The sequence below is a fragment of the Exiguobacterium undae DSM 14481 genome (assembly GCF_000620805.1).
Taxonomy (GTDB): Bacteria; Bacillota; Bacilli; order Exiguobacteriales; family Exiguobacteriaceae; genus Exiguobacterium_A; species Exiguobacterium_A undae.
Genome location: NZ_KK211187.1, coordinates 444,615 through 469,285 on the forward strand (window position 1 = coordinate 444,615; position 24,671 = coordinate 469,285).

At 50.4% G+C, this 24,671-nt stretch carries 29 protein-coding genes; 25 read left to right on the top strand and 4 right to left on the bottom strand.

Translation table 11 applies throughout. The annotated features are described in order from the left end of the window. Window positions 1–3: 3 nt before the first annotated feature. From P397_RS0103005 to P397_RS0103015, 3 genes are read right to left on the bottom strand one after another with little or no spacing between them, the layout of a single operon-like run. Window positions 4–975, bottom strand: a complete 972-nt coding sequence (locus P397_RS0103005; protein ID WP_028105567.1) for a hypothetical protein — start codon at window positions 973–975, stop codon at window positions 4–6. Continuing rightward, complete coding sequence (locus tag P397_RS0103010; RefSeq protein WP_028105568.1) at window positions 968–1,834, bottom strand: ABC transporter ATP-binding protein; 867 nt, start codon at window positions 1,832–1,834, stop codon at window positions 968–970. Before P397_RS0103010 ends, P397_RS0103005 begins: the two co-directional genes overlap by 8 nt. Further along, window positions 1,828–2,196: a GntR family transcriptional regulator gene (locus P397_RS0103015; protein WP_028105569.1), complete on the bottom strand. Its 369-nt coding sequence runs from the start codon at window positions 2,194–2,196 to the stop codon at window positions 1,828–1,830. The genes P397_RS0103010 and P397_RS0103015 overlap by 7 nt, the downstream gene beginning before the upstream one ends. Window positions 2,197–2,388: 192 nt before the next feature. Here P397_RS0103015 and prfA point away from each other — a divergent pair, with 192 nt between their 5' ends. The 14 genes from prfA to wecB all read left to right on the top strand — a co-directional run bounded on the left by prfA (window position 2,389) and on the right by wecB (window position 15,128). Continuing rightward, complete coding sequence (prfA, locus tag P397_RS0103020; RefSeq protein WP_026831910.1) at window positions 2,389–3,447, top strand: peptide chain release factor 1; 1,059 nt, start codon at window positions 2,389–2,391, stop codon at window positions 3,445–3,447. Then, window positions 3,447–4,295, top strand: a complete 849-nt coding sequence (gene prmC, locus P397_RS0103025) for a peptide chain release factor N(5)-glutamine methyltransferase (RefSeq protein WP_028105570.1) — start codon at window positions 3,447–3,449, stop codon at window positions 4,293–4,295. The genes prfA and prmC overlap by 1 nt, the downstream gene beginning before the upstream one ends. After that, a complete protein-coding gene (locus tag P397_RS0103030; RefSeq protein WP_028105571.1) occupies window positions 4,292–5,290 on the top strand; it encodes an L-threonylcarbamoyladenylate synthase in 999 nt (332 codons plus the stop codon). Before prmC ends, P397_RS0103030 begins: the two co-directional genes overlap by 4 nt. 17 nt (window positions 5,291–5,307) lie before the next feature. Further along, window positions 5,308–5,823 (top strand): low molecular weight protein arginine phosphatase, encoded by a 516-nt coding sequence (locus tag P397_RS0103035; protein ID WP_012371560.1) that lies wholly within the window; start codon window positions 5,308–5,310, stop codon window positions 5,821–5,823. Window positions 5,824–5,828: 5 nt separating this feature from the next. Further along, window positions 5,829–6,269: a ribose 5-phosphate isomerase B gene (gene rpiB, locus P397_RS0103040; protein WP_026831913.1), complete on the top strand. Its 441-nt coding sequence runs from the start codon at window positions 5,829–5,831 to the stop codon at window positions 6,267–6,269. Further along, the gene (locus tag P397_RS0103045; protein ID WP_026831914.1) at window positions 6,270–6,809 is read left to right on the top strand and encodes a TIGR01440 family protein; all 540 of its coding nucleotides are present in this window, start codon (window positions 6,270–6,272) and stop codon (window positions 6,807–6,809) included. 110 nt (window positions 6,810–6,919) lie between these two features. After that, window positions 6,920–8,179, top strand: coding sequence for a serine hydroxymethyltransferase (glyA, locus tag P397_RS0103050; protein ID WP_026831915.1), 1,260 nt, complete (start codon window positions 6,920–6,922; stop codon window positions 8,177–8,179). Between the two features lie 98 nt (window positions 8,180–8,277). Continuing rightward, a complete protein-coding gene (locus P397_RS0103055; RefSeq protein ID WP_028105572.1) occupies window positions 8,278–8,946 on the top strand; it encodes a response regulator transcription factor in 669 nt (222 codons plus the stop codon). Beyond that, on the top strand, window positions 8,943–10,313 hold the full coding sequence (locus tag P397_RS0103060) for a sensor histidine kinase (protein ID WP_028105573.1): 1,371 nt from the start codon (window positions 8,943–8,945) through the stop codon (window positions 10,311–10,313). The genes P397_RS0103055 and P397_RS0103060 overlap by 4 nt, the downstream gene beginning before the upstream one ends. Before the next feature lie 70 nt (window positions 10,314–10,383). Further along, window positions 10,384–11,415, top strand: a complete 1,032-nt coding sequence (locus P397_RS0103065; protein ID WP_028105574.1) for an ABC transporter permease — start codon at window positions 10,384–10,386, stop codon at window positions 11,413–11,415. Beyond that, the gene (locus P397_RS0103070; RefSeq protein ID WP_028105575.1) at window positions 11,412–12,053 is read left to right on the top strand and encodes an ABC transporter ATP-binding protein; all 642 of its coding nucleotides are present in this window, start codon (window positions 11,412–11,414) and stop codon (window positions 12,051–12,053) included. The genes P397_RS0103065 and P397_RS0103070 overlap by 4 nt, the downstream gene beginning before the upstream one ends. 166 nt (window positions 12,054–12,219) lie before the next feature. Next, entirely contained in the window at window positions 12,220–13,161 is a 942-nt protein-coding gene (locus tag P397_RS0103075; RefSeq protein ID WP_028105576.1) for a hypothetical protein, read from the top strand. A gap of 70 nt (window positions 13,162–13,231) precedes the next feature. Further along, complete coding sequence (upp, locus tag P397_RS0103080; RefSeq protein WP_026831921.1) at window positions 13,232–13,861, top strand: uracil phosphoribosyltransferase; 630 nt, start codon at window positions 13,232–13,234, stop codon at window positions 13,859–13,861. 130 nt (window positions 13,862–13,991) lie between these two features. Beyond that, window positions 13,992–15,128 carry a non-hydrolyzing UDP-N-acetylglucosamine 2-epimerase gene (gene wecB / locus P397_RS0103085; protein WP_028105577.1) on the top strand — a complete coding sequence of 379 codons (1,137 nt, stop codon included), beginning with the start codon at window positions 13,992–13,994 and terminating at the stop codon, window positions 15,126–15,128. Between the two features lie 256 nt (window positions 15,129–15,384). On the opposite strand, the gene P397_RS0103095 is transcribed toward wecB, so the two are convergent. After that, window positions 15,385–16,173 (bottom strand): pentapeptide repeat-containing protein, encoded by a 789-nt coding sequence (locus P397_RS0103095; protein ID WP_028105578.1) that lies wholly within the window; start codon window positions 16,171–16,173, stop codon window positions 15,385–15,387. Window positions 16,174–16,858: 685 nt separating this feature from the next. Here P397_RS0103095 and P397_RS0103100 point away from each other — a divergent pair. From P397_RS0103100 to P397_RS0103150, 11 genes are all read left to right on the top strand, one after another. Continuing rightward, on the top strand, window positions 16,859–17,077 hold the full coding sequence (locus P397_RS0103100; protein WP_028105579.1) for an AtpZ/AtpI family protein: 219 nt from the start codon (window positions 16,859–16,861) through the stop codon (window positions 17,075–17,077). Next, entirely contained in the window at window positions 17,074–17,460 is a 387-nt protein-coding gene (locus P397_RS0103105) for an ATP synthase subunit I (protein ID WP_026831925.1), read from the top strand. Before P397_RS0103100 ends, P397_RS0103105 begins: the two co-directional genes overlap by 4 nt. 8 nt (window positions 17,461–17,468) lie before the next feature. Continuing rightward, window positions 17,469–18,212 carry a F0F1 ATP synthase subunit A gene (atpB, locus tag P397_RS0103110; protein WP_028105580.1) on the top strand — a complete coding sequence of 248 codons (744 nt, stop codon included), beginning with the start codon at window positions 17,469–17,471 and terminating at the stop codon, window positions 18,210–18,212. Between the two features lie 75 nt (window positions 18,213–18,287). Beyond that, a complete protein-coding gene (gene atpE / locus P397_RS0103115; protein WP_012371545.1) occupies window positions 18,288–18,500 on the top strand; it encodes a F0F1 ATP synthase subunit C in 213 nt (70 codons plus the stop codon). A 132-nt stretch (window positions 18,501–18,632) separates the two neighbouring features. After that, window positions 18,633–19,166 (top strand): F0F1 ATP synthase subunit B, encoded by a 534-nt coding sequence (atpF, locus tag P397_RS0103120; protein ID WP_026831927.1) that lies wholly within the window; start codon window positions 18,633–18,635, stop codon window positions 19,164–19,166. Continuing rightward, window positions 19,166–19,699: a F0F1 ATP synthase subunit delta gene (locus P397_RS0103125; RefSeq protein ID WP_026831928.1), complete on the top strand. Its 534-nt coding sequence runs from the start codon at window positions 19,166–19,168 to the stop codon at window positions 19,697–19,699. Before atpF ends, P397_RS0103125 begins: the two co-directional genes overlap by 1 nt. 19 nt (window positions 19,700–19,718) lie before the next feature. Continuing rightward, entirely contained in the window at window positions 19,719–21,227 is a 1,509-nt protein-coding gene (gene atpA, locus P397_RS0103130) for a F0F1 ATP synthase subunit alpha (RefSeq protein ID WP_012371542.1), read from the top strand. Window positions 21,228–21,284: 57 nt separating this feature from the next. Further along, entirely contained in the window at window positions 21,285–22,136 is an 852-nt protein-coding gene (gene atpG, locus P397_RS0103135) for an ATP synthase F1 subunit gamma (RefSeq protein ID WP_026831929.1), read from the top strand. 35 nt (window positions 22,137–22,171) lie between these two features. Continuing rightward, window positions 22,172–23,590, top strand: coding sequence for a F0F1 ATP synthase subunit beta (atpD, locus tag P397_RS0103140; RefSeq protein ID WP_026831930.1), 1,419 nt, complete (start codon window positions 22,172–22,174; stop codon window positions 23,588–23,590). A 26-nt stretch (window positions 23,591–23,616) separates the two neighbouring features. Next, complete coding sequence (locus P397_RS0103145) at window positions 23,617–24,030, top strand: F0F1 ATP synthase subunit epsilon (protein WP_026831931.1); 414 nt, start codon at window positions 23,617–23,619, stop codon at window positions 24,028–24,030. Window positions 24,031–24,352: 322 nt separating this feature from the next. Continuing rightward, window positions 24,353–24,586 carry a DUF1146 family protein gene (locus P397_RS0103150; RefSeq protein WP_026831932.1) on the top strand — a complete coding sequence of 78 codons (234 nt, stop codon included), beginning with the start codon at window positions 24,353–24,355 and terminating at the stop codon, window positions 24,584–24,586. Window positions 24,587–24,671 lie beyond the last annotated feature (85 nt).

A 24,671-nucleotide genomic window follows, 5' to 3' on the forward strand; every position in this document is an offset into this window, starting at 1 on the left:
GAATCAACGCTTCCACCCAATCATCCGCCGGTAGGAACTGAATGCCGGCCAAGCGAGAATCGCGACGGCAAGCCAGTATAAAAATTGATTTTCAGACGAGATCAGACCGATGATGGCAGCAAGTAAAATCGTCGTATAGACAGAGAAGACGACGATCAAAAACGGATGAATCTTTGGAAAGACCGTGAAACGACCCAACCGTTCGTTTTCGCTTCGGATGTAGAGTATGCTGCCGCAAATCGTCAAGACGAGCACTAAGACGAGATTGAAGAGAATAGCCGGAGTTAGATCCGTCCGGACATTGGTCTCGAACAGCAGCGGGAACGGGGATGTCACGGTCATCAAGAAATTGACGGACGAAAGAAATTCCTCGTTTTGCTTCAGCCCGATCGTCGTTACGGATAGAACGGAGAAAAACGTAAAGTAATTTAAAAAAAGGAAAAACAAACCGAGCAGGAGTTGCCCGATGACGTCACCGGCAATTGTGCCGGCAAACAGGAAGATACTGAATATGGCAGTATCAAACAAAAAATAAACGAGAAAATCGATGAACAGGTCTGCTCCCGATACGTGATCAAACGGATTGATTCCACCGATGCCTTGCAGGAGTAACCAGCTGACAAAAAAGCCGATGATCGGAAAGGCGAGCAAGACAACAACCCCGATGCCCCATTTGATCCAGTACAATGTTTTCTTATTAATAGGTAAAGCGTGTAACATCAGGCTTCGACCGCTTCCCCGTTCTTTCCCGAGTATCAAAATCGCGAAAACAGCGATCAAAATTGCACCGAACCCGGCAAAGCTTGGACTGACGAGAACAGGCTCAATCAAGTCGGCTTTGACACCAAGATAATCATCAAAATTGTCGATGACCGTATAACTGCCGAATCCATAACTGAAGACCGCAAGCAGAAAAAGTGAGGCGAGTGGCCAGATGCCTTGTTTGATATGATATCGAATCAGTTGTTTATACATGTTGATCGCCTCCGAACGTTCCTAAAAAGTAATCTTCGAGTTGAACCGGTAATGCATCTTTCAGTAATGGATTGGTCTGATTGACATACATAGCTCCGGCTTCCGACCGGACGATCAGCGTCACGACCCGACCTGTCTGTGACAAGACGTGGACGTCGTTATGTTGGAAATCCGGGACCGTCTCGTAGGCCAGCTGCCACTTTTGCATACTCGATTTTGCGTCTTCGAGTGTTTTCGGTTCCTTGACGAGGTGTTGCTCGATCGTCATCACCCGGTCAGCGAGTGAATCCAGTTCCTCGAGTTGATGCGAGGCGATCAAGACGGCTGTTTGACGTTCTGCGAGCAACGTGACCAATTGTTTTAAGTAATCCCGTTTGTTGATCCGATCGAGCCCGTCCGTCGGTTCGTCCAGCAACAAGACGGGTGCGTTCGTTGCGAAGGCGAGCTGAAGTAAAAACAGTTGGGCCTGTCCTTTTGAGAGTGACGTCACGCGACGTCCACGATCGAGGTTCGATGACCGGCAATAGTTTTCAATGTATGTCCGTTCGAAATTCGGATAAAAGGCTTGGTAAAACTCCATCAATTCACCGAGTGTCATCTGCCGGTAGACACCGATCGAATCCGGCACTAAAAACAGGTGTTGCCGGGCGCTTGGAACATGATGAATGGACTCTTGGTTCCACTCGACCTTCCCGCGTGACGGCTCGAGCGCTCCGACCAATGTTTTCAGCAAGGTCGTCTTCCCGGCACCATTTCGTCCGATCAATGCCGTAATCGTCCCGGCGGGTAATGTGAATGAGGCATTTTCATAAATCATCTTGGAATCAATCTGTTTGGTCAGGTGAGACACGGTCAACATGATGAATCCTCCCTTGTTTGGATAATCAATTTATAAAGATCTTCGTTAGAGATCGATAGTTCGTCAGCTACAGTGCAAAGTGTCTGAATATGATTCTGGATCGCGGCCTGTTTGACCTGTTCCAGCGGTAAATCAGAAATGAACGAGCCCTTCCCGCGCATCGTGACGATGAAATCACGGCTTTCGAGCTCCTGATAGGCGCGTGAGACCGTATTCGGATTGACGAGCAGGTTGCCCGCGAGCTCCCGGACGGACGGCATCTGTTCACCGGACCGGAGCAGACCGCGGGCAATCGCACGGATGATTTGGGCGACCAGCTGCTCATAAATCGGCAATGAACTTTTTGGATCGACCGTAAACATTCCCTTACCTCCCTAAGTGTATTAATTCAATTAGTACACTAATTATAGGAAAATTCATCCAATACGTCAACAGGTGAAAAAAGCGAGTACGAGAAAACGTTTCTAAAAGGAAGAAATGTCTGTTCTGCGCAACGTGACTTTAAATATTTGCTATACTGACGACAGAAGAATCATCAGGAAGGATGACCGAGAATGTTAGATCGATTGAGTGCGTTAGAGGACCGATATGAAAAGTTGAACGACCTGTTGGCAGACCCAGCCATCATTAAAGATACAAATCAATTGCGTGAGGTGTCGAAGGAGCAGTCACAACTCGCACCGACGGTTGAAGTCTACCGTGTCTACCGTGACAAGATGGAGGCATACCAAGAGGCGCGTCACATGCTGACAGACCCGGAGATGCGCGATCTGGCGAAAGAAGAGGTTGCTGTCCTCGAGCCGGAAATCAAGGAGCTCGAAACGAAGCTGAAAGCACTGCTCTTACCAAAAGATCCGAACGATGATAAAAACGTCATCGTCGAAATCCGTGGCGCAGCAGGCGGCGACGAAGCGGCGTTGTTTGCCGGCGACTTGTTCAAGATGTATTCGAAATTCGCGGAAAAACAAAACTGGAAGATTGAGATCATCGATGCCAGTTATACGGAACTCGGTGGCTATAAAGAAATTATCTTCATCGTCAAAGGAAGCGGTGCCTATTCGAAACTGAAATATGAAAATGGCGCCCACCGTGTCCAACGGGTACCGTCAACGGAATCCGGAGGACGGATCCATACCTCGACAGCGACCGTTGCCGTCCTACCGGAAGCAGAAGATGTCGAAGTTGAGATTCACGACAAGGACGTCCGGGTCGATACGTTCACCTCAAGCGGACCGGGCGGCCAGTCGGTCAACACGACCCAGTCGGCTGTCCGCGTGACGCACGTGCCGACGGGAATCGTCGCGAGTTGTCAGGATGAGAAGTCGCAAATCAAAAATAAAGAAAAAGCGATGAAGGTCTTACGGGCCCGTGTCTACGATAAGATTCAGCGCGAGCAACAGGCCGAGTACGATGAAAAACGAAAATCAGCGGTCGGGACGGGCGACCGTTCCGAGCGGATCCGGACGTATAATTTTGCGCAAAACCGCGTGACGGATCACCGGATCGGTTTGACGATCCAAAAGCTCGATCGGATTCTCCAAGGGGAGATGGATGAAGTCATCGATACACTCGTCATGGAGTACCAGGCCCGGGCATCGGAGGCGGCAAACTGATGCGGATCGCAAAACGTCTGAATCAGGCACAAACGATGCTCGTGACGGCAGGTCGTGAAGCCTCGAGTGCCGAATGGTTACTTATGCACGTGTTGCAGGTCGACCGGACGGGGCTGTTGGTCCGTTTATCGGACGAACTCGAACCGGAACAGGATCTGTTGTTCAGTGAATATTTATTGGCGCATTTAAATGGTGTCCCGGTCCAACATTTGATCGGTTACCAGCCTTTTTACGGACGTGACTTCCGTGTCTCGCCCGCGGTCTTGATTCCGCGGCCGGAGACGGAAGAGTTGATTGAATTCGTGACGGGACGCCTGCAAGGAGAAGCGTTCCAACCCGGCGAAATCGTGGATATCGGGACGGGAAGCGGGGCGATCTGTCTGACGCTTGCACTGGAGCTTGGTCAGCCGGTCACGACGGTCGATATTTCGGCGGATGCCATTGCGGTCGCAAAAGAAAATCAGCAGACGCTTGGCGGCGATGTCACATTTTTAGAAGGTGATCTGCTCGCGCCGCTCGCCGATCAATCGGTCCGCGTTCTCGTCTCAAATCCTCCTTATATTGAAGAAGATGAATTGCTCAGCGATGTCGTTTTTGATCATGAACCGCACCTCGCTTTGTTTGGCGGGAAAGACGGACTCGTGTTTTATCGGCGGCTGATTGAAGACAGTACACGTGTCTTACGGGATGATTTCCGTTTGATTGCGTTTGAGATTGGACACAATCAAGGACAAGAAGTGCAAATGATGTTAAAAAAACGTTATCCAACTGTAGAAACGGGTATTTTAAAAGATATAAACGGTAAAGACCGTATCGTGTATGCGGAACGAAAGGATTGTACGGAGTGAAGACGGAAATGATTCAACATCAGACATTAAACGAAGCGGTACGACTGTTAATAGAAGGGGAAGTCGTCGCGATTCCGACGGAGACCGTATATGGTCTTGCGGGAGATGCGACGAATGAAGCGGCCGTTCGGCGAATTTTCGCCGCGAAGGGCCGACCTTCCGACAATCCATTGATTGTCCATGTCGCGTCCGTCGAACAGGCAAAGCAGTTCGTCACTCATATTCCGGATGTCGCGACCCGCTTGATGGATACGTTTTGGCCGGGTGCCTTGACGATCATTCTCGAGTCAAACGGAAGTGCATCCTCACTCGTCACCGCAGGACTTGATACGATTGGATTACGGATGCCGGACCATCCGCTCGCGCTTCAATTGATTGAAGCGACCGGGCTGGGTCTTGCCGCACCGAGTGCCAACCGATCCGGAAAACCTTCACCGACGTCATCTGCGCACGTCGCACATGACCTCTCGGGCCGCATCGCCGCAATCGTCGACGGCGGGGAAACCGGAATTGGTGTAGAATCGACGGTCATCGACTGTACCTCAAACCCACCGGTGATTTTACGACCGGGTGGCGTAACGCGGGAACAGATCGAATCGGTGATCGGCACGGTGGCACTCGATCCTGCCTTATCGATGAAGGATCAGACACCGAAGGCACCAGGAATGAAGTACACGCACTACGCACCGGAAGCGACACTATCCGTTGTGGCCGGCGACCTCTCATTTTTGCAACAACTCATCGATGAAGCACGCCAAACCGGACAAAAGACAGGCGTCATTCTCTTTGACGGAGAGGACATCGAAGCCGATGTCCGCTGTTTCCTCGGAACGACGATGGAAACGGCAGCGCAACGTCTTTACGATTGTTTACGGCGATTTGATCAGACGACGGTGGATCAGATTTTTGTACGGGACCTATCAGAAGAAGGGGTTGGGCTAGCAGTCCGAAATCGGCTCCACAAGGCAGCAGGTGGTCGGATCATTCGCCCGTAAAGAAGGAGGATACTGAGATGAGCACACGTCGTGTATTGTTTATCTGTACAGGAAACACATGCCGAAGCCCGATGGCGATGGCATTATTGCGCTCAAAAGTAGCGGATCAAGAATTCGATGTCCGTTCAGCCGGTCTGCGTTCGATGCAAGGCTTTGATGCTTCTGAAAATGCGTTGCAAGTCTTACGTGAACGTGGAATCGAGCTTGAACATTATACGCAAGTCTTCGACGACGTCCTCGGGCGTTGGTCGGATATCATCTTGACGATGACCCGGAGTCACAAACAAGAAGTCGGCGAACGGTACCCGGAACTCAAAGACCGGACATTCACGCTGTACGAATACGTGACGGGTCTGGAACGGGACATCAACGATCCGTATGGTGGATCGATGAACGTTTACCGGCAGGTCCGAAATGAACTCGAACCCCTCGTCAACCGTCTTGTGTTAAAATTGACGCAGAACGGAAACGGAAGAAAAGCACCGGACAACCGGAAACTTCCGAAAAAACAACCTAAACAAACGGGGGAATAGTAACGATGAAAGTAGCAATTGGAGCAGATCACGGTGGTTTTAAGCTGAAAGCAGAACTGACTGAACTTTTACAGGAGCTTGGGATTGATTATACGGACTTCGGCACCTATTCATCCGATTCGATTGATTATCCGGACGTCGCGATTCCTGTCGCGGAAGCTGTCACAAATGGTGAGTTTGACCGCGGTATTCTGATTTGCGGTACTGGAATCGGGATCGGCATCGCTGCGAATAAAGTCAAAGGGATTCGGGCGGCACTTGTCCATGATACGTTCAGCGCGAAAGCGACACGTCAGCACAACAACTCGAATATCTTAACGATGGGAGAACGTGTCATCGGACCGGGTCTTGCCCGCGATATCGCTCAGATCTGGCTTGAGACCGAGTTTGAAGGCGGACGCCACGAAAACCGTGTCTGCAAAATCTCAGATTATGAGGTGAAGTAAATGGATTTGGAACAAATTAAACAGGATCTCGAAGCGTCACTGACCGAATTGAATGAGCGCTTCCCGTTAAAAGGGAAGTTGCTCGTCATCGGTTGTTCGACGAGCGAAGTCATCGGGAAACAAATCGGCAAAGCCGGTTCACCGGAAGTCGCAGAAGCGTTGTTTGACGTCTTCGACGCATTCCGTCGTTCGCATCAGGTCGATCTTGCGTTTCAAGGTTGTGAGCACATTAACCGTGCCTTGACGCTCGAGCGGCAAATCGTCGAACGCCTTGGCCTTGAAGCCGTCACGGTCGTTCCGGTTCCGGAGGCGGGTGGTTCGATGGCCAGCGTCGCCTATCAACGCTTCTCAGCACCGGTCGTCGTCGAGGCGATTCAGGCGGATGCCGGGATCGATATCGGCGATACGTTCATCGGGATGCATTTAAAACAAGTGGCGATTCCTGTGCGCCTGCCGCACAAGGAAATCGGAGAAGCACACGTGACGGCTGCCGTCACACGACCAAAATTGATTGGTGGCGCTCGCGCTAAATACGAATGATTTGTGCAAGGGGTTGCATTCCCCTTGCTTTTTTAATGTGTTTTTAGAGGGTGCCCGTTATCGATTATTCGTGTTAAGATAGTGCTATCGAAATGAATGGGGGAATTCAGATGGAACAAACACCGCTTACGTATCTGAAACAGCAAGATGAGGAACTCTTTTCGGCCATGCGCAAGGAACTGGGACGTCAACGCGATAATATCGAATTGATCGCTTCAGAAAACTTTGTCTCACAAGCTGTCATGGAAGCTCAAGGCAGCGTGCTGACGAACAAATACGCAGAAGGTTACCCGGGACGTCGTTATTACGGAGGTTGTGAGTTCGTTGATTTAGCGGAGAACTTGGCGCGTGATCGGGCGAAAGCCATCTTTGGTGCTGAACATGCCAACGTGCAACCGCACTCTGGGGCGCAAGCCAACATGGCGGTTTACTTCACGATTCTCGATCAGGGCGACACGGTCCTCGGGATGAACCTCTCGCATGGTGGTCACTTGACGCACGGCAGTCCTGTGAATTTCTCCGGTGTTCAATACAACTTCGTCGAATATGGTGTCGATCCACAAACAGAGATGATCGATTACGATGTCGTCGCGAAGCTGGCGGAAGAACACAAACCAAAATTGATCGTTGCGGGAGCATCGGCTTATCCGCGCGTCATCGACTTCAAACGGTTCCGTGAAATCGCGGACAGTGTCGGTGCCTACCTGATGGTCGACATGGCCCATATCGCGGGACTCGTCGCAGCCGGCGTTCACCCGAACCCGGTCGAACACGCCCACTTCGTTACGACGACGACGCATAAGACACTGCGTGGTCCACGCGGCGGAATGATCTTGTGTAAGGAAGAACACGCAAAAGCGATCGATAAAGCGATTTTCCCTGGCATCCAGGGTGGTCCGCTCATGCACGTCATCGCAGCAAAAGCCGTTGCCTTTGCAGAAGCCTTGGCACCGGACTTCAAGGACTACATCAATCAAGTCGTCGCGAACGCCAAAGTGCTCGGTGAAGAGCTGACGGCACGTGGTCTGCGGATCGTCTCCGGCGGCACGGACAACCACTTGCTACTCGTTGACCTGCAACCGCTTGGTATCACAGGAAAGCTGGCGGAGCATGCGCTGGACGAAGCCGGCATCACGGTCAATAAAAATACGATTCCGTTTGACCCGGCAAGTCCGTTCGTCACAAGCGGAATCCGGATCGGAACGGCGGCGATGACATCACGTGGTTTCAAAGAAGCCGAGATGAAACAAATCGCAGAACTGATCGAACTTGTTCTGAAAAATCCAGAAGACAACGAAACACTGACAAGTGCCCACCAGCAAGTCTTGGCTTTGACAGGTCGTTTCCCGCTTTACCCGGAACGCGGTTAAGTTTCGGAAGCCTCAAGACCACCTCGACCTTTTCGAACGATGAGAAGTGCGGGGTGGTTTTTCTGATGGCATGAACCAGACTGGAAGGAGTGACGACCGTGGAAATTTTAGTGGTAGAGGACGACTTGAACATCCAGCGGCTTGTCCGCGAGACGCTGGAAGCAGACGGACACCGGGTCCGGGCGACTGCAGACGGGAACGAAGCGGCACACTGGATCGACGGGCAGGTATTTGAAGCCGCGGTACTCGATGTGATGGTCCCGGGACGAAGCGGCTTTGAATTATGCGCTCGGTTACGGGCAAGTCAGGAAATTCCGATTTTGATGCTGACGGCACTCGGCGAGCTGACGGATAAACGCGAGGGCTTTACAGCCGGAGCGGACGACTACATCACAAAACCGTTTGATCCGGAGGAATTGCTGTTTCGTCTGCATGCCGTCGCGCGGCGTTATCAAAAAGCGTCAATTCCGGTCATGCGATTCGGGGACGTCACGATCGATAAACGGAGCCAACAGCTGATGATCGGGACGACCCGCTTGACGATTCCAAGACGTGAGTTTGAACTGTTGCACCAGCTGGCCAGTTTCCCGGGACGGGTCTTCAGTCGCGAGGAATTAATCGAACACGTCTGGGGACTCGACTTCATGGGGGACGACCGGACGATCGACGTCCATATCAAGCGACTCCGCAACCGTCTGCAGGAGACGGACGCAATCGAGATCCAGACTGTCCGAGGACTCGGCTACCGATTGGAGAGCCGCTCATGAAATCGTTATATACGAAGATTGTTGGTCTCGTCTGCCTCGTCTTGCTCGGTTCAGCCTTGATCGCCTTATTGATCAGTAACGTGTTGTACTATACCGTCTTACAAGCATCTTACAGTCAAAAGGTCGAAGAGGCGGTTCAGACGTCGTTCGCCTATTACGAACAGCACGGAGACCAGCAGGTCGACTCCTTCTACGAAATGCTCAGCGCGACCGGTTTTCAATTGTACGTCGTCTCGGAATCGGGTCAGGTGAAACGGTACGGCAATCCATTCCGTGACGAAACATTGGCACCTGACGTCATTGAATCGGTGCAGGACGGGCAGGTCTATCAGGGGATGCGGGAGTATCCGTTCCACCTGTTTTTACTCGGACTGTTTGATAACGAAGTCATCAATACGTACGGGGCGTCCTTGAAGACGGAGACGGGCACAGACGCTGTTTTCATCCGACCGGATTTAAGTCGGCAGATTCGTGAACTGCACCTGTTCGTGGGGGCCTTCTTGGCACTGCTCGTCTTGATCAGCTTCCTGTTGCTTGTCTTTTCGATCCGTTACCTCGTCCGGCCGATCAAACGATTGACGACAGCGACCGAACAGATGACCGCCGGAGATTATTCCGTCACGGTCGCGACGACCGGTCAGGATGAAATCGGGGAACTGTCGCGCCGGTTTGACGAGATGGCGCAAGCTGTCGCCAAATCAGACGCCGAACGAAAAACGTTTGTCGCGAATGTTTCCCACGAATTCCAATCGCCCTTAACGACGATCAAAGGGTATGCCGGACAGCTTGAACAGACAGCGGGGCCGGACGACCGGGCGAAACTGGTGACGATTGGACAAGAGGCAGCGCGGATGGCGGAATTGACACGACAACTGCTTGTACTCGCCCGACTGGACGAAGGACGGCAATTGGCGCGGCATCCGGTGTTGCTGGGACAAGCGATTCAGGCGACGTTACAGACACTCAGCTATCAACTGGATGAGCAAGGCATCGCGGTCGCTCTGACCGTGCCGGACGACACGGTCATTCTTGCAAACGAGATGGCGCTCGACCAGATTTTCCATAACATCATCCGCAATGCACTGCATGTCTCGACCGACGGACAACTGATTTCGATTCAAGCCGAGACCGCAGGAAATATGGTGACGGTCCGGATCAGTGATGAAGGACCGGGCATGACGCCTGACATGATCGAACATGCTTTTGAACGATTTTATCAAGGTGATGCCTCGCGTGGTGCAACCGGGACAGGGCTTGGTCTTGCAATCGTTCAGGAGACGATCCATCAACTCGGTGGAACGGTTCGGATTGAGTCACGACTCGGCGTGGGCACGACATTTGTTTTGACTTTTCCACAAGGCGATTAACTTGTTCATGTTCCGTTCATCTTCAGACTTTAAGATGAACCTGTAACGAAAGAAGCAGGAGGGATAGAGCATGAAGATGGGCTGGCGTGAATTAATTCGGATGAAGCAACGATTCACCTTGATGGCGATCGTGACAACCTTGATCGTCTTATTGATTTTAATGATTTCCGGGCTCGCGGACGGACTGGCCTATGATAACGGAGCCGTCGTCCGGAACTTACCGGTTGAGCACGTGGCGCTGAGCCAAGATGCGGAAGGACAACTGACACGCTCATTTTTGGAACAAACGGACCAGCCGGCGGGAACGGAAGCGTTGGGTGTCCAAAGTATGGTCCTTGAGAAACAGAATGGGACAAAAGATGATGTGACAGTGTTTGCGTCTCCAGTGGATACGGTCTATGGACCGAAGGAACTGGCGACATTGAAGCCGGGACAAGTCCTGGTTGATACGCAGTATGCCAAGCAAAGCGGGACAGCCGTCGGGGATACGATCACGGATTTCCGGACGAAAGCGACGTTTGAAATCGTCGGGACGGTCAGCGATGGGCGGTACAGCCATGCACCGGTGCTCTGGACGACACTTGAGACGTGGAAGGCGTGGCAAGATAAGATGAAGACGAATTATGTGTCGGCCTTCATCAGTCAGGATCCCATCAAGACGGATCTTGCGACCTATACACAACAACAGATTGTTGAACAAGTACCCGGTTATGCGGCGGAACAAAATTCCTTCCAAATGATGCGGATTGCCCTCGTTTTGATCGGTTCCTTGATTTTGACCGCCTTTTTCTACATCTTGACGATGCAGAAGATGAAGCAACTCGGCATCTTAAAAGCCATCGGGATTCGGACACGAACGATTGGTCAAGGATTGGTCTTACAGGTCTTTCTATTGACGACCGTTTCGTTTGCGATCAGCCTGCTGCTGATCTGGACAATCGGTCAGCTCTTACCGGGCGACTTGCCGTTCCGGTTTGAATGGACAACAAGTTTCGGCTACGGTGGATTAATTGTGCTGACAGCGATGCTTGGTGGTCTGATACCGCTACGTGCCTTGAAAAAACTGGAGCCGGCGGATGCGATGGGAGGAATGACCGGATGATTAAGATGACACAGGTCGAACAAACGTATGGAGAGATGAAAGTCCTGCACGATGTTTCATTCGAAGCCGGGACAGGCGAACTGATTGCCCTCGTCGGACCGAGCGGCAGCGGGAAGAGTACGTTATTACAATTGCTTGGTCTGTTGCAGACACCTTCATCCGGCATGATTCAATTTGACGGCAGTCCGCTCGGTGATACGTCGGACGAAGGACGGCGGCAGATGCGGCTTGAGGAAATCGGCTTCATCTTTCAGGAGTCGCACCTCGTTCCGTTTCTGACGGCAGCGGAACAACTGGAGCTCGTCGCGGAAGAAGCCGGACGCACGATCGATGCGGCGGCTCAGCTCGAAGTGTTCGGATTAGGTGACCGAAGCGATCATTTGCCGCACGCCTTATCCGGCGGGGAACGGCAACGCGTTGCAATCGCCCGGGCGCTCGTCAATGACCCGCGTCTCGTCTTGGCGGATGAACCGACGGCGAGCCTCGATTATTCAAACGCGCAACAGGTGATGGAATTGTTGCGGAAGCAGGCGCATGAGTACGGGAAGACTGTCATCGTCATCACACATGATGAACGGATGCTGTCGTACTGTGACCGTGTCTTGCGGATGGAAGACGGCAGTTTAAACGAAACATGATACATCGGGAGCAGGGACGGACCTTTTGGAGGACGTCCCTGCTCTTTTTTTAGTTAATTTAATTAAACTAATCTGACAATATAAGTTTCTTGTTGAATATTTTGTATTCATTTTTACTTTTTTTGTTATAATAAATTAAATTATTGATTGAAGGTGGAACGTATTCATGAAACTCGAGGAATTTGCACAAGAAGAAATTGACCGTGTTGATATAGATCAGTTATCCGGCTGGTTAGCGAAACAAAGTCTTTCGAAGCGGAACTATAAAAAATTAGTGGAGGACTTTCAAGCGATCGTCATCATGCAACAGGCAGGCTTTTACGAGCAAGCCGATGAACGGTTTACACAATGGAAAAACATTCCGGTCCCAATCGAGATGTACCGCTACCGGATGGCGATTGCAGCACGGGCGGGCGGCAAGACACTCGCTAAAAAACGGTTTATGCTGTTGCCGGACATGGCAAAAAATCACAACTACATGAAGCCATGGCGCAAGCTTGTCCGCGTTAATCCATGGATGATGTCCGGTTTCGTTGCGGCGGGTATCCTGCTGATCGGTTTATTCCAGCTCGATTTTTCGGACGATTCGGCAGAGACGGCGACACAGAAAAAAAGTGAACAACAGGTCGTCGCGTTGACGAAAGAAGTCGAGACCCTGACCGAAACCAAAGAACAGTTGGCAGACAAAGTGAAAAAGCAGGAACAGCAAGTGGCTCAAGAAAAAAAGACTGCGGTTCACACCTATCAACTGAAAGAAGCAAAGGCAGCACTCGATGCCAAAGCGTATATGGAAGTCGACCGCATCCTGACGAAAGAGGTGATTGAAGATCCGAAGGTCGCCGCGACGGCGTCGTTCTATCAGTTAAAGGCGAAACACCGGGTCTACAAGTCGATTCCAAAAAACTATTCGGCGTATCTTGCTACTTATCCTAAATCCGTACACGTTCCATCCGTTCTCTGGATGAAGGCTTTCCGCGAACAGGCGCTGGGTCAGCCGGTTTATCAAGAAACGTTGAAAAAACTTGCGAAGTTGCCAAAAAGTCCGGCATCGACGGCGGCACGGGATGTCTTGGCGGGAAAACGGGTCTTAAACGACCAGGACTTCTGAGAAAACAGTTCCCAAGCAGTCGCTTTTTAGAGTACAATGCGAAAAGAGAATGGAGAGGAGATGCAAAACAATGAGTAAAGTACATGTATTTGATCACCCATTGATTCAGCACAAGATGACGATCATGCGTAAAGTCGAAACAGGAACGAAACAATTCCGGGAGCTTGTCGACGAAGTGGCTTCATTGATGGCATATGAACTCACGCGTGACCTTCCACTCACAGACGTTGAAATCGAGACACCGGTCACGAAAACGACGCAGAAGATGATTGAAGGCAAGAAACTGGGAATCGTTCCGATTCTTCGTGCCGGTCTTGGAATGGTCGACGGCATGCTTCGCATGATGCCGAACGTCAAAGTGGGTCACATCGGTCTTTACCGTGATCCGGAGACACTTGAGCCGACAGAATACTATCTCAAATTACCGACAGACGTTGCGGAACGTGACTTCGTCGTCGTTGATCCGATGCTTGCGACAGGCGGTTCTGCCTCTGACGCAATCTCCTCTTTAAAGAAACAAGGCGCACAAAGCATTAAGCTGGCGTGCCTCTGTGCAGCACCTGAAGGCGTCAAACGTGTTCAGGAAGAACATCCGGATGTCGATATTTATCTTGCGGCACTCGATGAGAAATTAAATGACCATGGTTACATCGTCCCTGGACTCGGGGATGCGGGTGACCGTCTGTTTGGTACGAAGTAACAGACAGAATGTGAGACGCTTCCTGCGAAGGGAGCGTCTTTTTTTCATTTTCAGTGAAGACGGGCGGGAACTGCGCGTCTGATGGGGAATATGTTTTAATAAGAAAAGAAGTAAAAAGGAGGAAGTTTGTATGCCAATCAAAGTCATGCCAATTTTCGGCACACGACCGGAAGCGATCAAGATGGCACCACTCGTCAACGTCTTAAAACAAAATCCTGCGTTCGATGTTCATGTCACGATCACGGCGCAACACCGGGAAATGCTCGATCAAGTATTAGAGCTGTTTGAGATTACCCCCGATCACGATTTGAATATCATGAAGCCCCGCCAAACGTTAGTCGATATCACGACGCGTGGTCTGGAAGGACTGGATGCGGTCATGAAAGAAGTCCAGCCCGATCTCGTGTTGGTCCACGGCGACACGACGACGACGTTCGTCGGGAGTCTTGCAGCTTACTACAACCAAATCGCCGTCGGTCATGTCGAAGCCGGACTCCGTACATACGATAAATATTCACCGTTCCCGGAAGAGGTGAACCGGCAGTTGACGTCGACCTTGGCTGACCTGCATTTCGCACCGACCGATCAGGCGGCAGCAAACCTCGCGTCAGAAAATCGCCTGACAGGTGTCTACGTGACGGGCAATACGGCGATTGATGCCTTACAGACGACGGTCCAACCCGATTACGTCCATCCTGTGCTGGAAACAGTCGGTGAACGGAAACTCGTCTTGATGACAGCCCACCGTCGGGAAAATCAAGGTGCGAAGATGCATCAGATGTTCCGCGCGATCCGCCGTCTGGCAGATGATTATCCGGATATCCATATCGTCTATCCCGTCCATTTAAATCCGGTTGTCCAAGAAGCAGCCAAGGATGTGTTCAAAGGGCACGACCGGATCACCTTGATTCCACCGCTTGATGTCTTCGACTTCCACAACTTCGCCAGTCGGGCGCATCTGATTCTGACCGATTCCGGCGGCGTCCAGGAAGAAGCGCCGTCGCTTGGTGTTCCGGTCCTCGTCTTACGCGATACGACAGAACGTCCGGAAGGGGTGAAGGCGGGAACGCTGAAGCTTGCTGGAACGGACGAAGACACGATCTACCGTCTCGCCAGTGAGCTGCTGGACGATAAAGTCGCCTATGCGGAGATGGCACACGCTTCGAATCCTTACGGCGACGGTCATGCTTCAGAACGAATTGCGGCAGCGATTTTAGAACATTTTAATCAGGAAGCGACGTTTGAGCCGTTTCATGTTAAAAATTGACTGACCATCATGACAAAATTGAATACCCGACAAAAAGAACCGGTGCTACCGTCAAAAACGGAGGCATCGGTTCTTTTGTGGAACACAACAGATGAAACGAAATCATCTGGTCAAACATCGTGACCGTCCTCGTTTGTCTCGCCTGCAGAAAGCGCATGAGGAAGAGGGCGGAACACCTGTCACGATAGCATGACGCGTTATACTTGGGAACAGGTCGGCACTTCTATTAGACAATAACCAATTCCACATCATTCCCTTACGCCCAGTGCGACGGTCGAAGCAATAGTTCCGGGAGCCGTGTTCCGGCGTCTCCTTGAGCAGCATTGATTTGGGCCTGCGTTAAAAACAGGGCATCCGTCAGGTCGGCGCCCCGCAGATTACAATCACGCAAGTCGGCGCCGAGGAAATTGACGCCGCGTAACTGACAGTGCGACAGATTCGTTGCCAGTAAAAATCGTCCGCGAAGGCTGCAACCAGATAAATTCTGTCGGGAAAGGTTTTTGCCGATCCAGTCGTTCGGGAGTGTCGGCGGCTTTTTCTGGTACGGCGCTTGGACCAGTGTTTCGATTTGCGCAAGGAGCGGCAGGATCGTCGTGCGGAGCTGGTCGACGTCAAGTACGGCGAGTTCATCCGGAGGCAACGCGGTCTTCGCATCGAGTTCCTGAAGTGTTGTTTTCAAAGCATCATGGATGGAACGGGTTTCCGGTCGGATGCCGTCGGTGAGATACCACATCATTTCCTGAAGGTGGACCATCTTCGGATAGAGGGTGTACATGAGCGGTTTCGTCGAATCGTCATAGATGCCGGAGAACGTCACTTGCGAAATCTGTTGACCGGCGCCGAAACAATCATAGACGGTGCACCCTTTATAACCGCTCGGACGCAGTCGGTCATGAATCTTGCACCGGTAATCGGCATCGAGGTTCCGGCACGGGGTTGCTTCCGGCTTATCGTGTCCGAAGTCGCTCGAGGCGGAAAAGGCGAGCGCTGTGCAACATAAGCCAAAACAGTCCGCGCACCGGACACGAAAACGTTCTGTTTCCATTTGTTCACTTCCTTCTGATGTTCTGTCTTCTTTTTACCATAACGGTCCGTCTGCCGACAATCGTCCGAAAACGTTATTGTTGGAACGCATTGAGCGGACGACCGATGGGGCGAATCACCTGAAAAAAAGCGGGAGAATCAAAACATCCGTGTGAAATGTATGGTTTTTGTTAAAAAATCAACTGCCGGATGACCTCGAAACGACGAAATCAGATCTGACATTTTGAGCTGTGACAAGGGACACAGGAGACGAATTGGAAATCGTCTGCCGGCTTTGTTACAAACAGATGTCAAAGGGGTTTTCCTATCCCAAAACGGAAGCGTTTACAATTGTGAATAAAAATTGTTTTTTCACAAAATCGACACAAATCAAATTTAGATGACTTGTTTCTCATTCCGGAACACGATATAACGTTACTGTTCAATGGTTTTGTTCACCTAGTGAACCATCTCGCTAAACGTTGATAGTACTACATATTTTCTTCACATCTTCGTGAAAAGCGTGGCACGGGATACCTCTGTGAAAACCTTATCAATTGTTGATATACAATGGTTTAGACGGTCCATTTTAATTGTGAATTCATTTGACTATGAAATGGTTCTCATTGTATTCTTGACTAGTATGAAAATCCGCAAATTGTGGGAAAGAAAAAGAGCCCACAACTGGGAAAAGGGGGTCGTCTCTAGTGCGCCAAAACGGGCTCGCGACGAGTATGGTCATGGCCTCGCAAATTTCGACGGCACTTGCCGCACCGATCGTCATCGGCTTTCTTGTTGGGAACTATGGGGAACAGCAGAACTGGTGGCAAAATATGGGGGCGACGTTTTCAGTGTTCATCGGGATTTTCATCGGCATTCTCTGCATGATCGCAATGATCAGGCACTTGTTAGGAGACAAGACATGAACATAATCCTTCAAGATGCGTTGTATCGTGCGTACTTAAGATGGTTCGGACTCTATTATGGAATCCTTGCCGTCCTGTTACTTGTCGGTTATCCGAGTGATCCAGTGATCTATGGGCTGGCATTAGGTGGGGCAGGTAGCTTCATGATTCTGACGCTGCAACGACTCAGCGTCGATCGAATGTATCGTGTAATCGAGCGTGGGCGTAAGCCGATGTCTCGAGGGACCGTATCACGCATGGCGGTCGCGGTACTTTGTGTGATGATCGGTTTGAAGTACGAAACCGAATTGTCATTAACTGCGGTGGTAATAGGCCTTCTCGCCGGCCACGTCATACAATTTTGTGAGTTTTTGACTCACGAACTTAAGCGGGAAAAGAGGTGAATAGTCAAATGAACCACGAAATGCCACTTTACGAAATCCCACTCTGGGGCGACTTCGTTCTGTACGGTAGCTGGACAAACTTGATCACAGTGCTGATTGCAGCTGCTCTCGTTTTCCTGATTGCCGTGGCCGGTACGCGACGTCTAGCGATGAAGCCAACCGGTTTTCAAAACACGCTGGAGTTATTCCTCGAATTCGTTCGCGGAATCATCAGCAGTACGATGGACTGGAAAACAGGGGGTCGCTTCCTAACTTTCGGAATGACACTGTTCCTATTCATCATCGTGTCCAACTTAATGGGTCTTCCCTTTAACGTTGTGACGGGTCATTACATTTGGTTCAACTCACCAACTGCGGATCCGTACGTGACACTTGCACTTTCATCTATGGTAGTGGTCATGAGCCATTATTATGGTGTGAAAATGCGCGGCTTCGGCGCTTATGCAAAAACGTTTATGACGCCGATGTTTATTATTACCATCATCGAGGAGTTCGCAAACACGTTGACGCTTGGTCTTCGTCTTTACGGTAACATCTTCGCGGGTGAGATCATGATTGGTATCATTCTCTCGATCGGTATCATCTCTGGAACGAACGATTTCCAATTCCTCGGACCAGTCGGTGTCATCCTGTCAGCGATTCCAATGTTGATCTGGCAAGGATTCTCTCTCTTCATCGGGGCAATCCAAGCGTATATCTTCCTTATCTTAACGATGGTTTACATCGGACATAAGGCAGCGCACGACCATTAATTCGAAGGTAAAGCATCTGCTTTTCCGATAACCGCACGACCAAATTTCGAACACAATCTAGGGAGGCAATTCATAATGGAACTTATTGCAACAGCGATCATCATCGGACTCGGCGCACTCGGCGCAGGTATCGGTAACGGTCTTATCGTAAACGGTACAGTATTAGGACAAGCACGTCAGCCAGAACTCAAAAACGAACTTCGTCAAACAATGTTCATCGGTATCGGTCTCGTTGAGGCACTTCCAATCATCGGTGTAGCGGTCGGTTTCCTTCTCCTCAACTCTTAATCCGTATTTTACGCATCAAGAACTGAGCTACATAGGGCGTTATTCGTTCCACTAGAGTGAACCGTCATGGGGGCCACGGCTCCCTTATGTAGATATTAGAAGTAGGACCAACCACGAGGGGAGTGTAATCGAATGAATCTCACGTATCTTGCGGCAGAGGCGGGCGGCGAAGGCAACCAACTCTTACTTGCCAATATGATCGTCACGATCGTCGTTTTCCTCTTGCTCCTCATCCTCTTGAAGAAATTCGCATGGGGCCCGCTCATCAACATGATGAAAGCGCGTGAAGAGCATGTGGCGAGCGAGATCAATTCGGCTGAGAAAAGCCGGAAAGACGCTGAAGTCTACGTAGAACAACAACAAGCAGAACTCAACAAGGCACGTACGGAAGCACGTGACCTGTTAGAAGCATCACGCCGTCAAGCTGAGGCAGAACAAGCACGTGCGATGGAGCAGGCACGTCTTGAAACAGAAATGAGTAAGGAAGAAGCCCGCCGTGCGATCGAACGTGAACGCGCTGAAGCACAAGCTGCTTTGAAGAACGATGTTGCTCTTCAAGCAATCGCTGCAGCACGCCACGTCATGAAAACACAGCTTGCGACAGACGAAGCGGCTCAAAAAGCACTCGTCGATCAATTCCTTGCTGACACTAAGGGCACGAACTAATGCGTGACCACGTAGCGGGACGCTACGCAAAAGCGCTCTTCGATCTTGCACTTGAGCACCATGTGCTCGAACAAGCAGAAGCTGATGTGCGAACGCTCGGCGAAGTGCTCCACGCAACACCAGAGCTCGCATCGGTGTTAGACAACCCATCGATTTCTGCAGAAGAGCTGAAGCAAGTACTTCATACGAGCTTCACAGGCTTCAATACCATTGTCTTGAATACCATCCTCGTCATGGTCGAAAACGACCGTGCGGCGGAAGTATTATCATTGCCGGAGCATTTCATCGCGTTGTTGAACGAGCACCGTAACGTTGCGACAGCAATCGTGACAAGTGCATACAAACTGTCAGACGAAGAAATCACGAACGTGAAAGAAACGTTTGGCCAAAAATCAGGTAAAACGCTTGAAGTAGAAAATGTTGTTGATACGAATGTAATCGGCGGACTTCGTGTTCAAATCGGTTACACGACATATGATGGCACGATCGAAACGAAACTAACGCGACTTGAGCGTGAGCTGTTAAAAGCGTAAGAAAATAGGGGTGAAACGCATGAGCATTAGAGCTGAAGAAATCAGCGCCCTGCTTAAAGCGCGTATCGCGCAGTACGGTTCTACGATGGAAGTGAACGAGACAGGTACAGTCATCCAAATCGGTGATGGTATCGCTCGTGCACACGGACTCGACAACGTCATGTCGGGAGAGCTCGTAGAATTCGCTAACGGCACAATGGGCTTGGCGCAAAACTTAGAAGAAGGCAACGTCGGTATCATCATTCTTGGTGACTACCTTGAAATCAAAGAAGGCGACTCTGTTCGCCGTACGGGCCGCATCATGGAAGTACCAACAGGAGACGCACTCCTCGGACGTGTCGTCAACCCACTCGGTATGCCAATCGATGGTCTTGGTCCAATCGAAACAGAACACTATAACCCAATCGAGCGTAAAGCTTCTGGTGTTATGGCACGTAAATCGGTTCACGAACCACTTCAGACGGGAATCAAGGCAATCGATGCCCTCGTTCCAATCGGTCGTGGACAACGTGAGTTGATCATCGGTGACCGTCAGACGGGTAAAACGTCGATCGCCATCGATACGATCATCAACCAAAAAGAAGAAAACATGATCTGTATCTACGTCGCAATCGGACAAAAAGAATCAACAGTCCGTGGTGTTGTTGAGACACTCCGTAAAAACGGTGCACTTGATTACACGATCGTCGTTTCGGCAGCAGCTTCACAGCCAGCGCCACTTCTTTACCTCGCACCATTCGCTGGTGTAGCGATGGGTGAACACTTCATGGATCTCGGCAAGCACGTTCTTGTCATCTATGATGATCTTTCGAAACAAGCAGCGGCATACCGTGAGCTTTCGCTTCTTCTGAAGCGTCCACCAGGCCGCGAAGCCTACCCAGGTGATGTCTTCTACCTTCACTCACGTCTCCTTGAGCGTGCGGCGAAATTGAACGACGGACTTGGCGCAGGTAGCTTAACAGCACTTCCGTTCATCGAGACACAAGCGTCGGATATCTCGGCTTACATCCCGACAAACGTTATCTCGATCACGGATGGTCAAATCTTCCTTCAATCGGATCTCTTCTTCTCAGGTGTCCGTCCAGCGATCAACCCGGGTCTCTCGGTATCGCGTGTAGGTGGTTCGGCTCAAGTAAAAGCGATGAAGAAGGTAGCGGGTACGCTCCGTCTTGACCTCGCCTCTTACCGTGAGTTAGAAGCCTTTTCACAGTTCGGATCTGACCTTGATAAAGCGACACAATCGAAGCTTAACCGTGGTGAGCGGACAGTAGAGGTTCTGAAACAGGATCTCAACCAACCGTTGACTGTCGATAAGCAAGTCATCATCATCTATGCCTTGACTCGTGGTCACCTTGATGATGTTGCTGTTTCAGATATTCGTCGTTTTGAAAAGGAACTCAACCTTTGGCTCGATCAAAACCGCAAACAACTTTGCGATGAGATCCGTAAAACAGGTAACCTTCCAGCTGACGAAGAAATCGTTACTGCAATCTCAGAATTTAAGAAAACGTTCCAACCGACTGTCTAAGAGATTTCTCTTAGACTCGGCCGGACGCTCTTGATACTAACAAGGTGGTGAATCGAAATGGCATCGTTGCGCGAGATACAAATGCGGATCAACTCGACGAAAAGTACGAAACAGATCACGAAAGCGATGAACATGGTTTCGGCGTCGAAACTGAACCGCGCTCAAGCACATAGCGCGAAGTTCCAGCCTTACATGCTGAAAATGCAGGAAGTGCTCGGAACCATTGCGAATGGCACGACAGGTGCTAGCCATCCGATGCTCGAAAAACGTCCTGTCAAAAAGACAGGCTATATCGTCATCACATCGGATCGCGGCTTAGCTGGTGCATATAACGCCAACGTGCTGCGTGAAGTCTACCGGGAAATCAATGAAAAGCATACTACGGACAGTTACGTCTTGTTCGTGGTCGGTAAAGTCGGTGTCCAGTTCTTCCGTTCACGCGGAATTACGGTCACGGACGCGATCACAGGACTAAACGATTCTCCTTCGTATGTCGATGTCGCAGAAATCGTGAAGCGTACAGTGAGTGCGTTCACGCTCGGCGAAATCGACGAACTCAAGCTGTGCTACAACCATTTCTTGTCTGTCATCAGCCAGGAAGTGAAAGTCGAAACCCTTCTCCCGCTCGGAGAAATCGAAGCTTCGTCTTCGACGACTTATGAGTACGAGCCAAGTGAGGAACAAATCCTTTCTGAACTCCTTCCGCGTTATGCGGAGAGCTTGATTTTCGGTGCGCTTCTTGACGCGAAAGTAGCAGAACATGCGTCACGTATGACAGCAATGCAAAGTGCGACAGATAACGCAGATGACTTGATCGGTCGATTGACTCTCGTCTACAACCGGGCTCGACAAGCTGCAATCACGCAAGAAATCACAGAGATCGTCAGTGGAGCCGCTGCTCAGCAGTAAACCACTCGGCGTAATGATAGCTAGGAGGAAACACGATGAACGAACTCGGTTTAAAAGGCCGCGTCGTCGCGGTCATGGGACCTGTCATCGACGTTAAGTTCGACGGACACTTGCCGAACATCTACAACGCGCTTCGTATTCAATATACGCCGCAAACAGTAGAAGAAGTAGCCATCGATTTAACGCTTGAGGTCGCCTTGCATCTTGGTGACGACGTCGTCCGTACCATTGCGATGGATTCTACGGATGGTGTACGCCGCGGAGTGGAAGTACTGGACACTGGTGCTCCAATCTCGGTACCTGTCGGAGAAGCAACGCTTGGTCGCGTCTTCAACGTACTCGGTAACCCAATTGATGAAAAAGAACTCGATGCTACAGTGGAACGTCTTCCGATCCACAAAAAAGCACCGACGTTTGATAACCTTTCAACAAAAGTTGAAATCCTCGAAACAGGAATTAAAGTCGTTGACTTACTCGCTCCTTACATCAAGGGTGGTAAGATCGGTCTCTTCGGTGGTGCCGGTGTAGGTAAGACCGTCCTCATCCAGGAATTGATCAACAACATCGCCCAAGAGCACAGCGGTATCTCGGTATTCGCAGGTGTTGGTGAACGGACGCGTGAAGGTAATGACTTGTACCATGAGATGACGGATTCAGGCGTTATCAAACAAACGGCGATGGTCTTCGGTCAGATGAACGAGCCGCCGGGCGCACGTCTTCGTGTTGCCTTGACTGGTTTGACAATGGCGGAATACTTCCGTGATGAGCAAGGACAAGACGTTCTTCTCTTCGTCGATAACATCTTCCGTTATACACAAGCAGGTTCAGAGGTATCGGCCCTTCTCGGTCGTATGCCATCTGCCGTTGGTTACCAGCCGACACTTGCTACAGAGATGGGTATGCTTCAAGAGCGTATCACGTCAACAAACAAAGGTTCGGTTACATCAATCCAAGCGGTTTATGTACCAGCCGATGACTATACTGACCCGGCTCCTGCAACGACGTTTGCCCACTTGGATGCAACGACGAACCTTGAGCGCCGTCTCTCTGAGATGGGTATCTATCCTGCCGTGGATCCACTTGCTTCGACTTCACGTGCCCTTTCACCGGAAATCGTCGGCGAAGAGCATTACAGTGTAGCTCGTCAAGTTCAGGAAACACTTCAGCGTTACAAAGAACTTCAAGATATCATCGCGATCCTCGGTATGGACGAGTTGTCTGAAGAAGACAAATTGACTGTACACCGTGCGCGTCGTATCCAGTTCTTCTTGTCGCAGAACTTCCACGTAGCTGAGCAGTTCACAGGACAAAAAGGATCGTACGTCCCGGTTAAGGACACGATCCGCGGCTTCAAAGAAATCCTCGGTGGGAAACACGATGATTTGACGGAAGAAGCATTCCGTCTTGTCGGTCCGATCGAAGATGCGATTGAAAAAGCGAAGACGCTTGTCTAAGTGACAAAGCATAAGGGGGACTTGAGATGAACACACTTCATGTCAATATCGTCACCCCGGATGGCGAAGTGTATGATGGGAATGTTCGGATGGTCGTCGCGAAAACGATATCTGGTGAAATCGGGGTTCTCCCGCACCACGTACCGCTCGTGACACCACTCGACATCAGCATCTTGAAGTTGCGCCACGAAGATGGCGGACGCACGTTGATCGCTATCAGCGGTGGCTTTATGGAAGTGCGCCAGGATACAGTAACGATTCTTGCTGAAACGGCTGAAGCTGCGGAGAAGGTCGATTACGACCGTGCCTCTGCTGCGAAAGTCCGGGCAGAACGTCGTCTCCAGGACACGAAATTATCAGATCTTGAGTTCAAACGCGCTGAGCTTTCATTGAAACGCGCAATCAACCGTCTCAACCTAAAAGAGTACGGTCGCGATTGATCCAAGTAAAAAAAGACCCGGTTTCCGTCATGGAAACCGGGTCTTTTTTCATGAACGGTCAATGATTCAGCTCAGGACAACCGTTTTCGCATGCGATTCAGGGATTCAGGTTTAACAACGGTCAAAAAAGTAAAAGTACAATATATGTGTCCTCTTCACACATTTCTCAATCTTATTATGTTGTTTTTTCCAGATTCATCTTTTCATAATATATTTTATACGCTAAAATAAATTATCTTGTGCTTTTTTGTTTGCGCAATCATTCATTGTATGAAATCATGGTAAGGTTGGGAAAAACAAAACAAGAAGAGGTGCAGGAACAGTGACGTCAATCGGTTTAAGTGCGCTAGTCAGTATGCTCGTTTATTTAACAGCCATCATGCTTGCCTGGTGGGCACTCCTTCCTGTCAAATGGGAGAAGTTCCTCCAACATCCTAAAGGTCCGCAGGCTGTCGCTTTACGAGTGTTGCTTGCCATTGCGCTCGGTTCACTTGTCGCCGGATTTTTACTGGATTATTCAGGATTCGCGCAGCGTCTCCAATTTTTAGTCGGATGAACTTGTAACTTCATTGTAAACCTTGAATTGGCAATATGTTTTAGTATGGAACAGGATAGTATTCTTATAATGAAGTAACACAACC

Excerpts from the sequence above, each read along its gene's own strand:
- P397_RS0103005 (WP_028105567.1), bottom strand. The coding sequence starts at position 975 with ATGTATAAACAACTGATTCGATATCATATCAAACAAGGCATCTGGCCA.
- P397_RS0103010 (WP_028105568.1), bottom strand. The coding sequence starts at position 1,834 with ATGTTGACCGTGTCTCACCTGACCAAACAGATTGATTCCAAGATGATT.
- P397_RS0103015 (WP_028105569.1), bottom strand. The coding sequence starts at position 2,196 with ATGTTTACGGTCGATCCAAAAAGTTCATTGCCGATTTATGAGCAGCTG.
- prfA (WP_026831910.1), top strand. The coding sequence starts at position 2,389 with ATGTTAGATCGATTGAGTGCGTTAGAGGACCGATATGAAAAGTTGAAC.
- prmC (WP_028105570.1), top strand. The coding sequence starts at position 3,447 with ATGCGGATCGCAAAACGTCTGAATCAGGCACAAACGATGCTCGTGACG.
- P397_RS0103035 (WP_012371560.1), top strand. The coding sequence starts at position 5,308 with ATGAGCACACGTCGTGTATTGTTTATCTGTACAGGAAACACATGCCGA.
- rpiB (WP_026831913.1), top strand. The coding sequence starts at position 5,829 with ATGAAAGTAGCAATTGGAGCAGATCACGGTGGTTTTAAGCTGAAAGCA.
- P397_RS0103045 (WP_026831914.1), top strand. The coding sequence starts at position 6,270 with ATGGATTTGGAACAAATTAAACAGGATCTCGAAGCGTCACTGACCGAA.
- glyA (WP_026831915.1), top strand. The coding sequence starts at position 6,920 with ATGGAACAAACACCGCTTACGTATCTGAAACAGCAAGATGAGGAACTC.
- P397_RS0103060 (WP_028105573.1), top strand. The coding sequence starts at position 8,943 with ATGAAATCGTTATATACGAAGATTGTTGGTCTCGTCTGCCTCGTCTTG.
- P397_RS0103065 (WP_028105574.1), top strand. The coding sequence starts at position 10,384 with ATGAAGATGGGCTGGCGTGAATTAATTCGGATGAAGCAACGATTCACC.
- P397_RS0103070 (WP_028105575.1), top strand. The coding sequence starts at position 11,412 with ATGATTAAGATGACACAGGTCGAACAAACGTATGGAGAGATGAAAGTC.
- P397_RS0103075 (WP_028105576.1), top strand. The coding sequence starts at position 12,220 with ATGAAACTCGAGGAATTTGCACAAGAAGAAATTGACCGTGTTGATATA.
- upp (WP_026831921.1), top strand. The coding sequence starts at position 13,232 with ATGAGTAAAGTACATGTATTTGATCACCCATTGATTCAGCACAAGATG.
- wecB (WP_028105577.1), top strand. The coding sequence starts at position 13,992 with ATGCCAATCAAAGTCATGCCAATTTTCGGCACACGACCGGAAGCGATC.
- P397_RS0103095 (WP_028105578.1), bottom strand. The coding sequence starts at position 16,173 with ATGGAAACAGAACGTTTTCGTGTCCGGTGCGCGGACTGTTTTGGCTTA.
- P397_RS0103105 (WP_026831925.1), top strand. The coding sequence starts at position 17,074 with ATGAACATAATCCTTCAAGATGCGTTGTATCGTGCGTACTTAAGATGG.
- atpB (WP_028105580.1), top strand. The coding sequence starts at position 17,469 with ATGAACCACGAAATGCCACTTTACGAAATCCCACTCTGGGGCGACTTC.
- atpE (WP_012371545.1), top strand. The coding sequence starts at position 18,288 with ATGGAACTTATTGCAACAGCGATCATCATCGGACTCGGCGCACTCGGC.
- atpF (WP_026831927.1), top strand. The coding sequence starts at position 18,633 with ATGAATCTCACGTATCTTGCGGCAGAGGCGGGCGGCGAAGGCAACCAA.
- P397_RS0103125 (WP_026831928.1), top strand. The coding sequence starts at position 19,166 with ATGCGTGACCACGTAGCGGGACGCTACGCAAAAGCGCTCTTCGATCTT.
- atpA (WP_012371542.1), top strand. The coding sequence starts at position 19,719 with ATGAGCATTAGAGCTGAAGAAATCAGCGCCCTGCTTAAAGCGCGTATC.
- atpG (WP_026831929.1), top strand. The coding sequence starts at position 21,285 with ATGGCATCGTTGCGCGAGATACAAATGCGGATCAACTCGACGAAAAGT.
- atpD (WP_026831930.1), top strand. The coding sequence starts at position 22,172 with ATGAACGAACTCGGTTTAAAAGGCCGCGTCGTCGCGGTCATGGGACCT.
- P397_RS0103145 (WP_026831931.1), top strand. The coding sequence starts at position 23,617 with ATGAACACACTTCATGTCAATATCGTCACCCCGGATGGCGAAGTGTAT.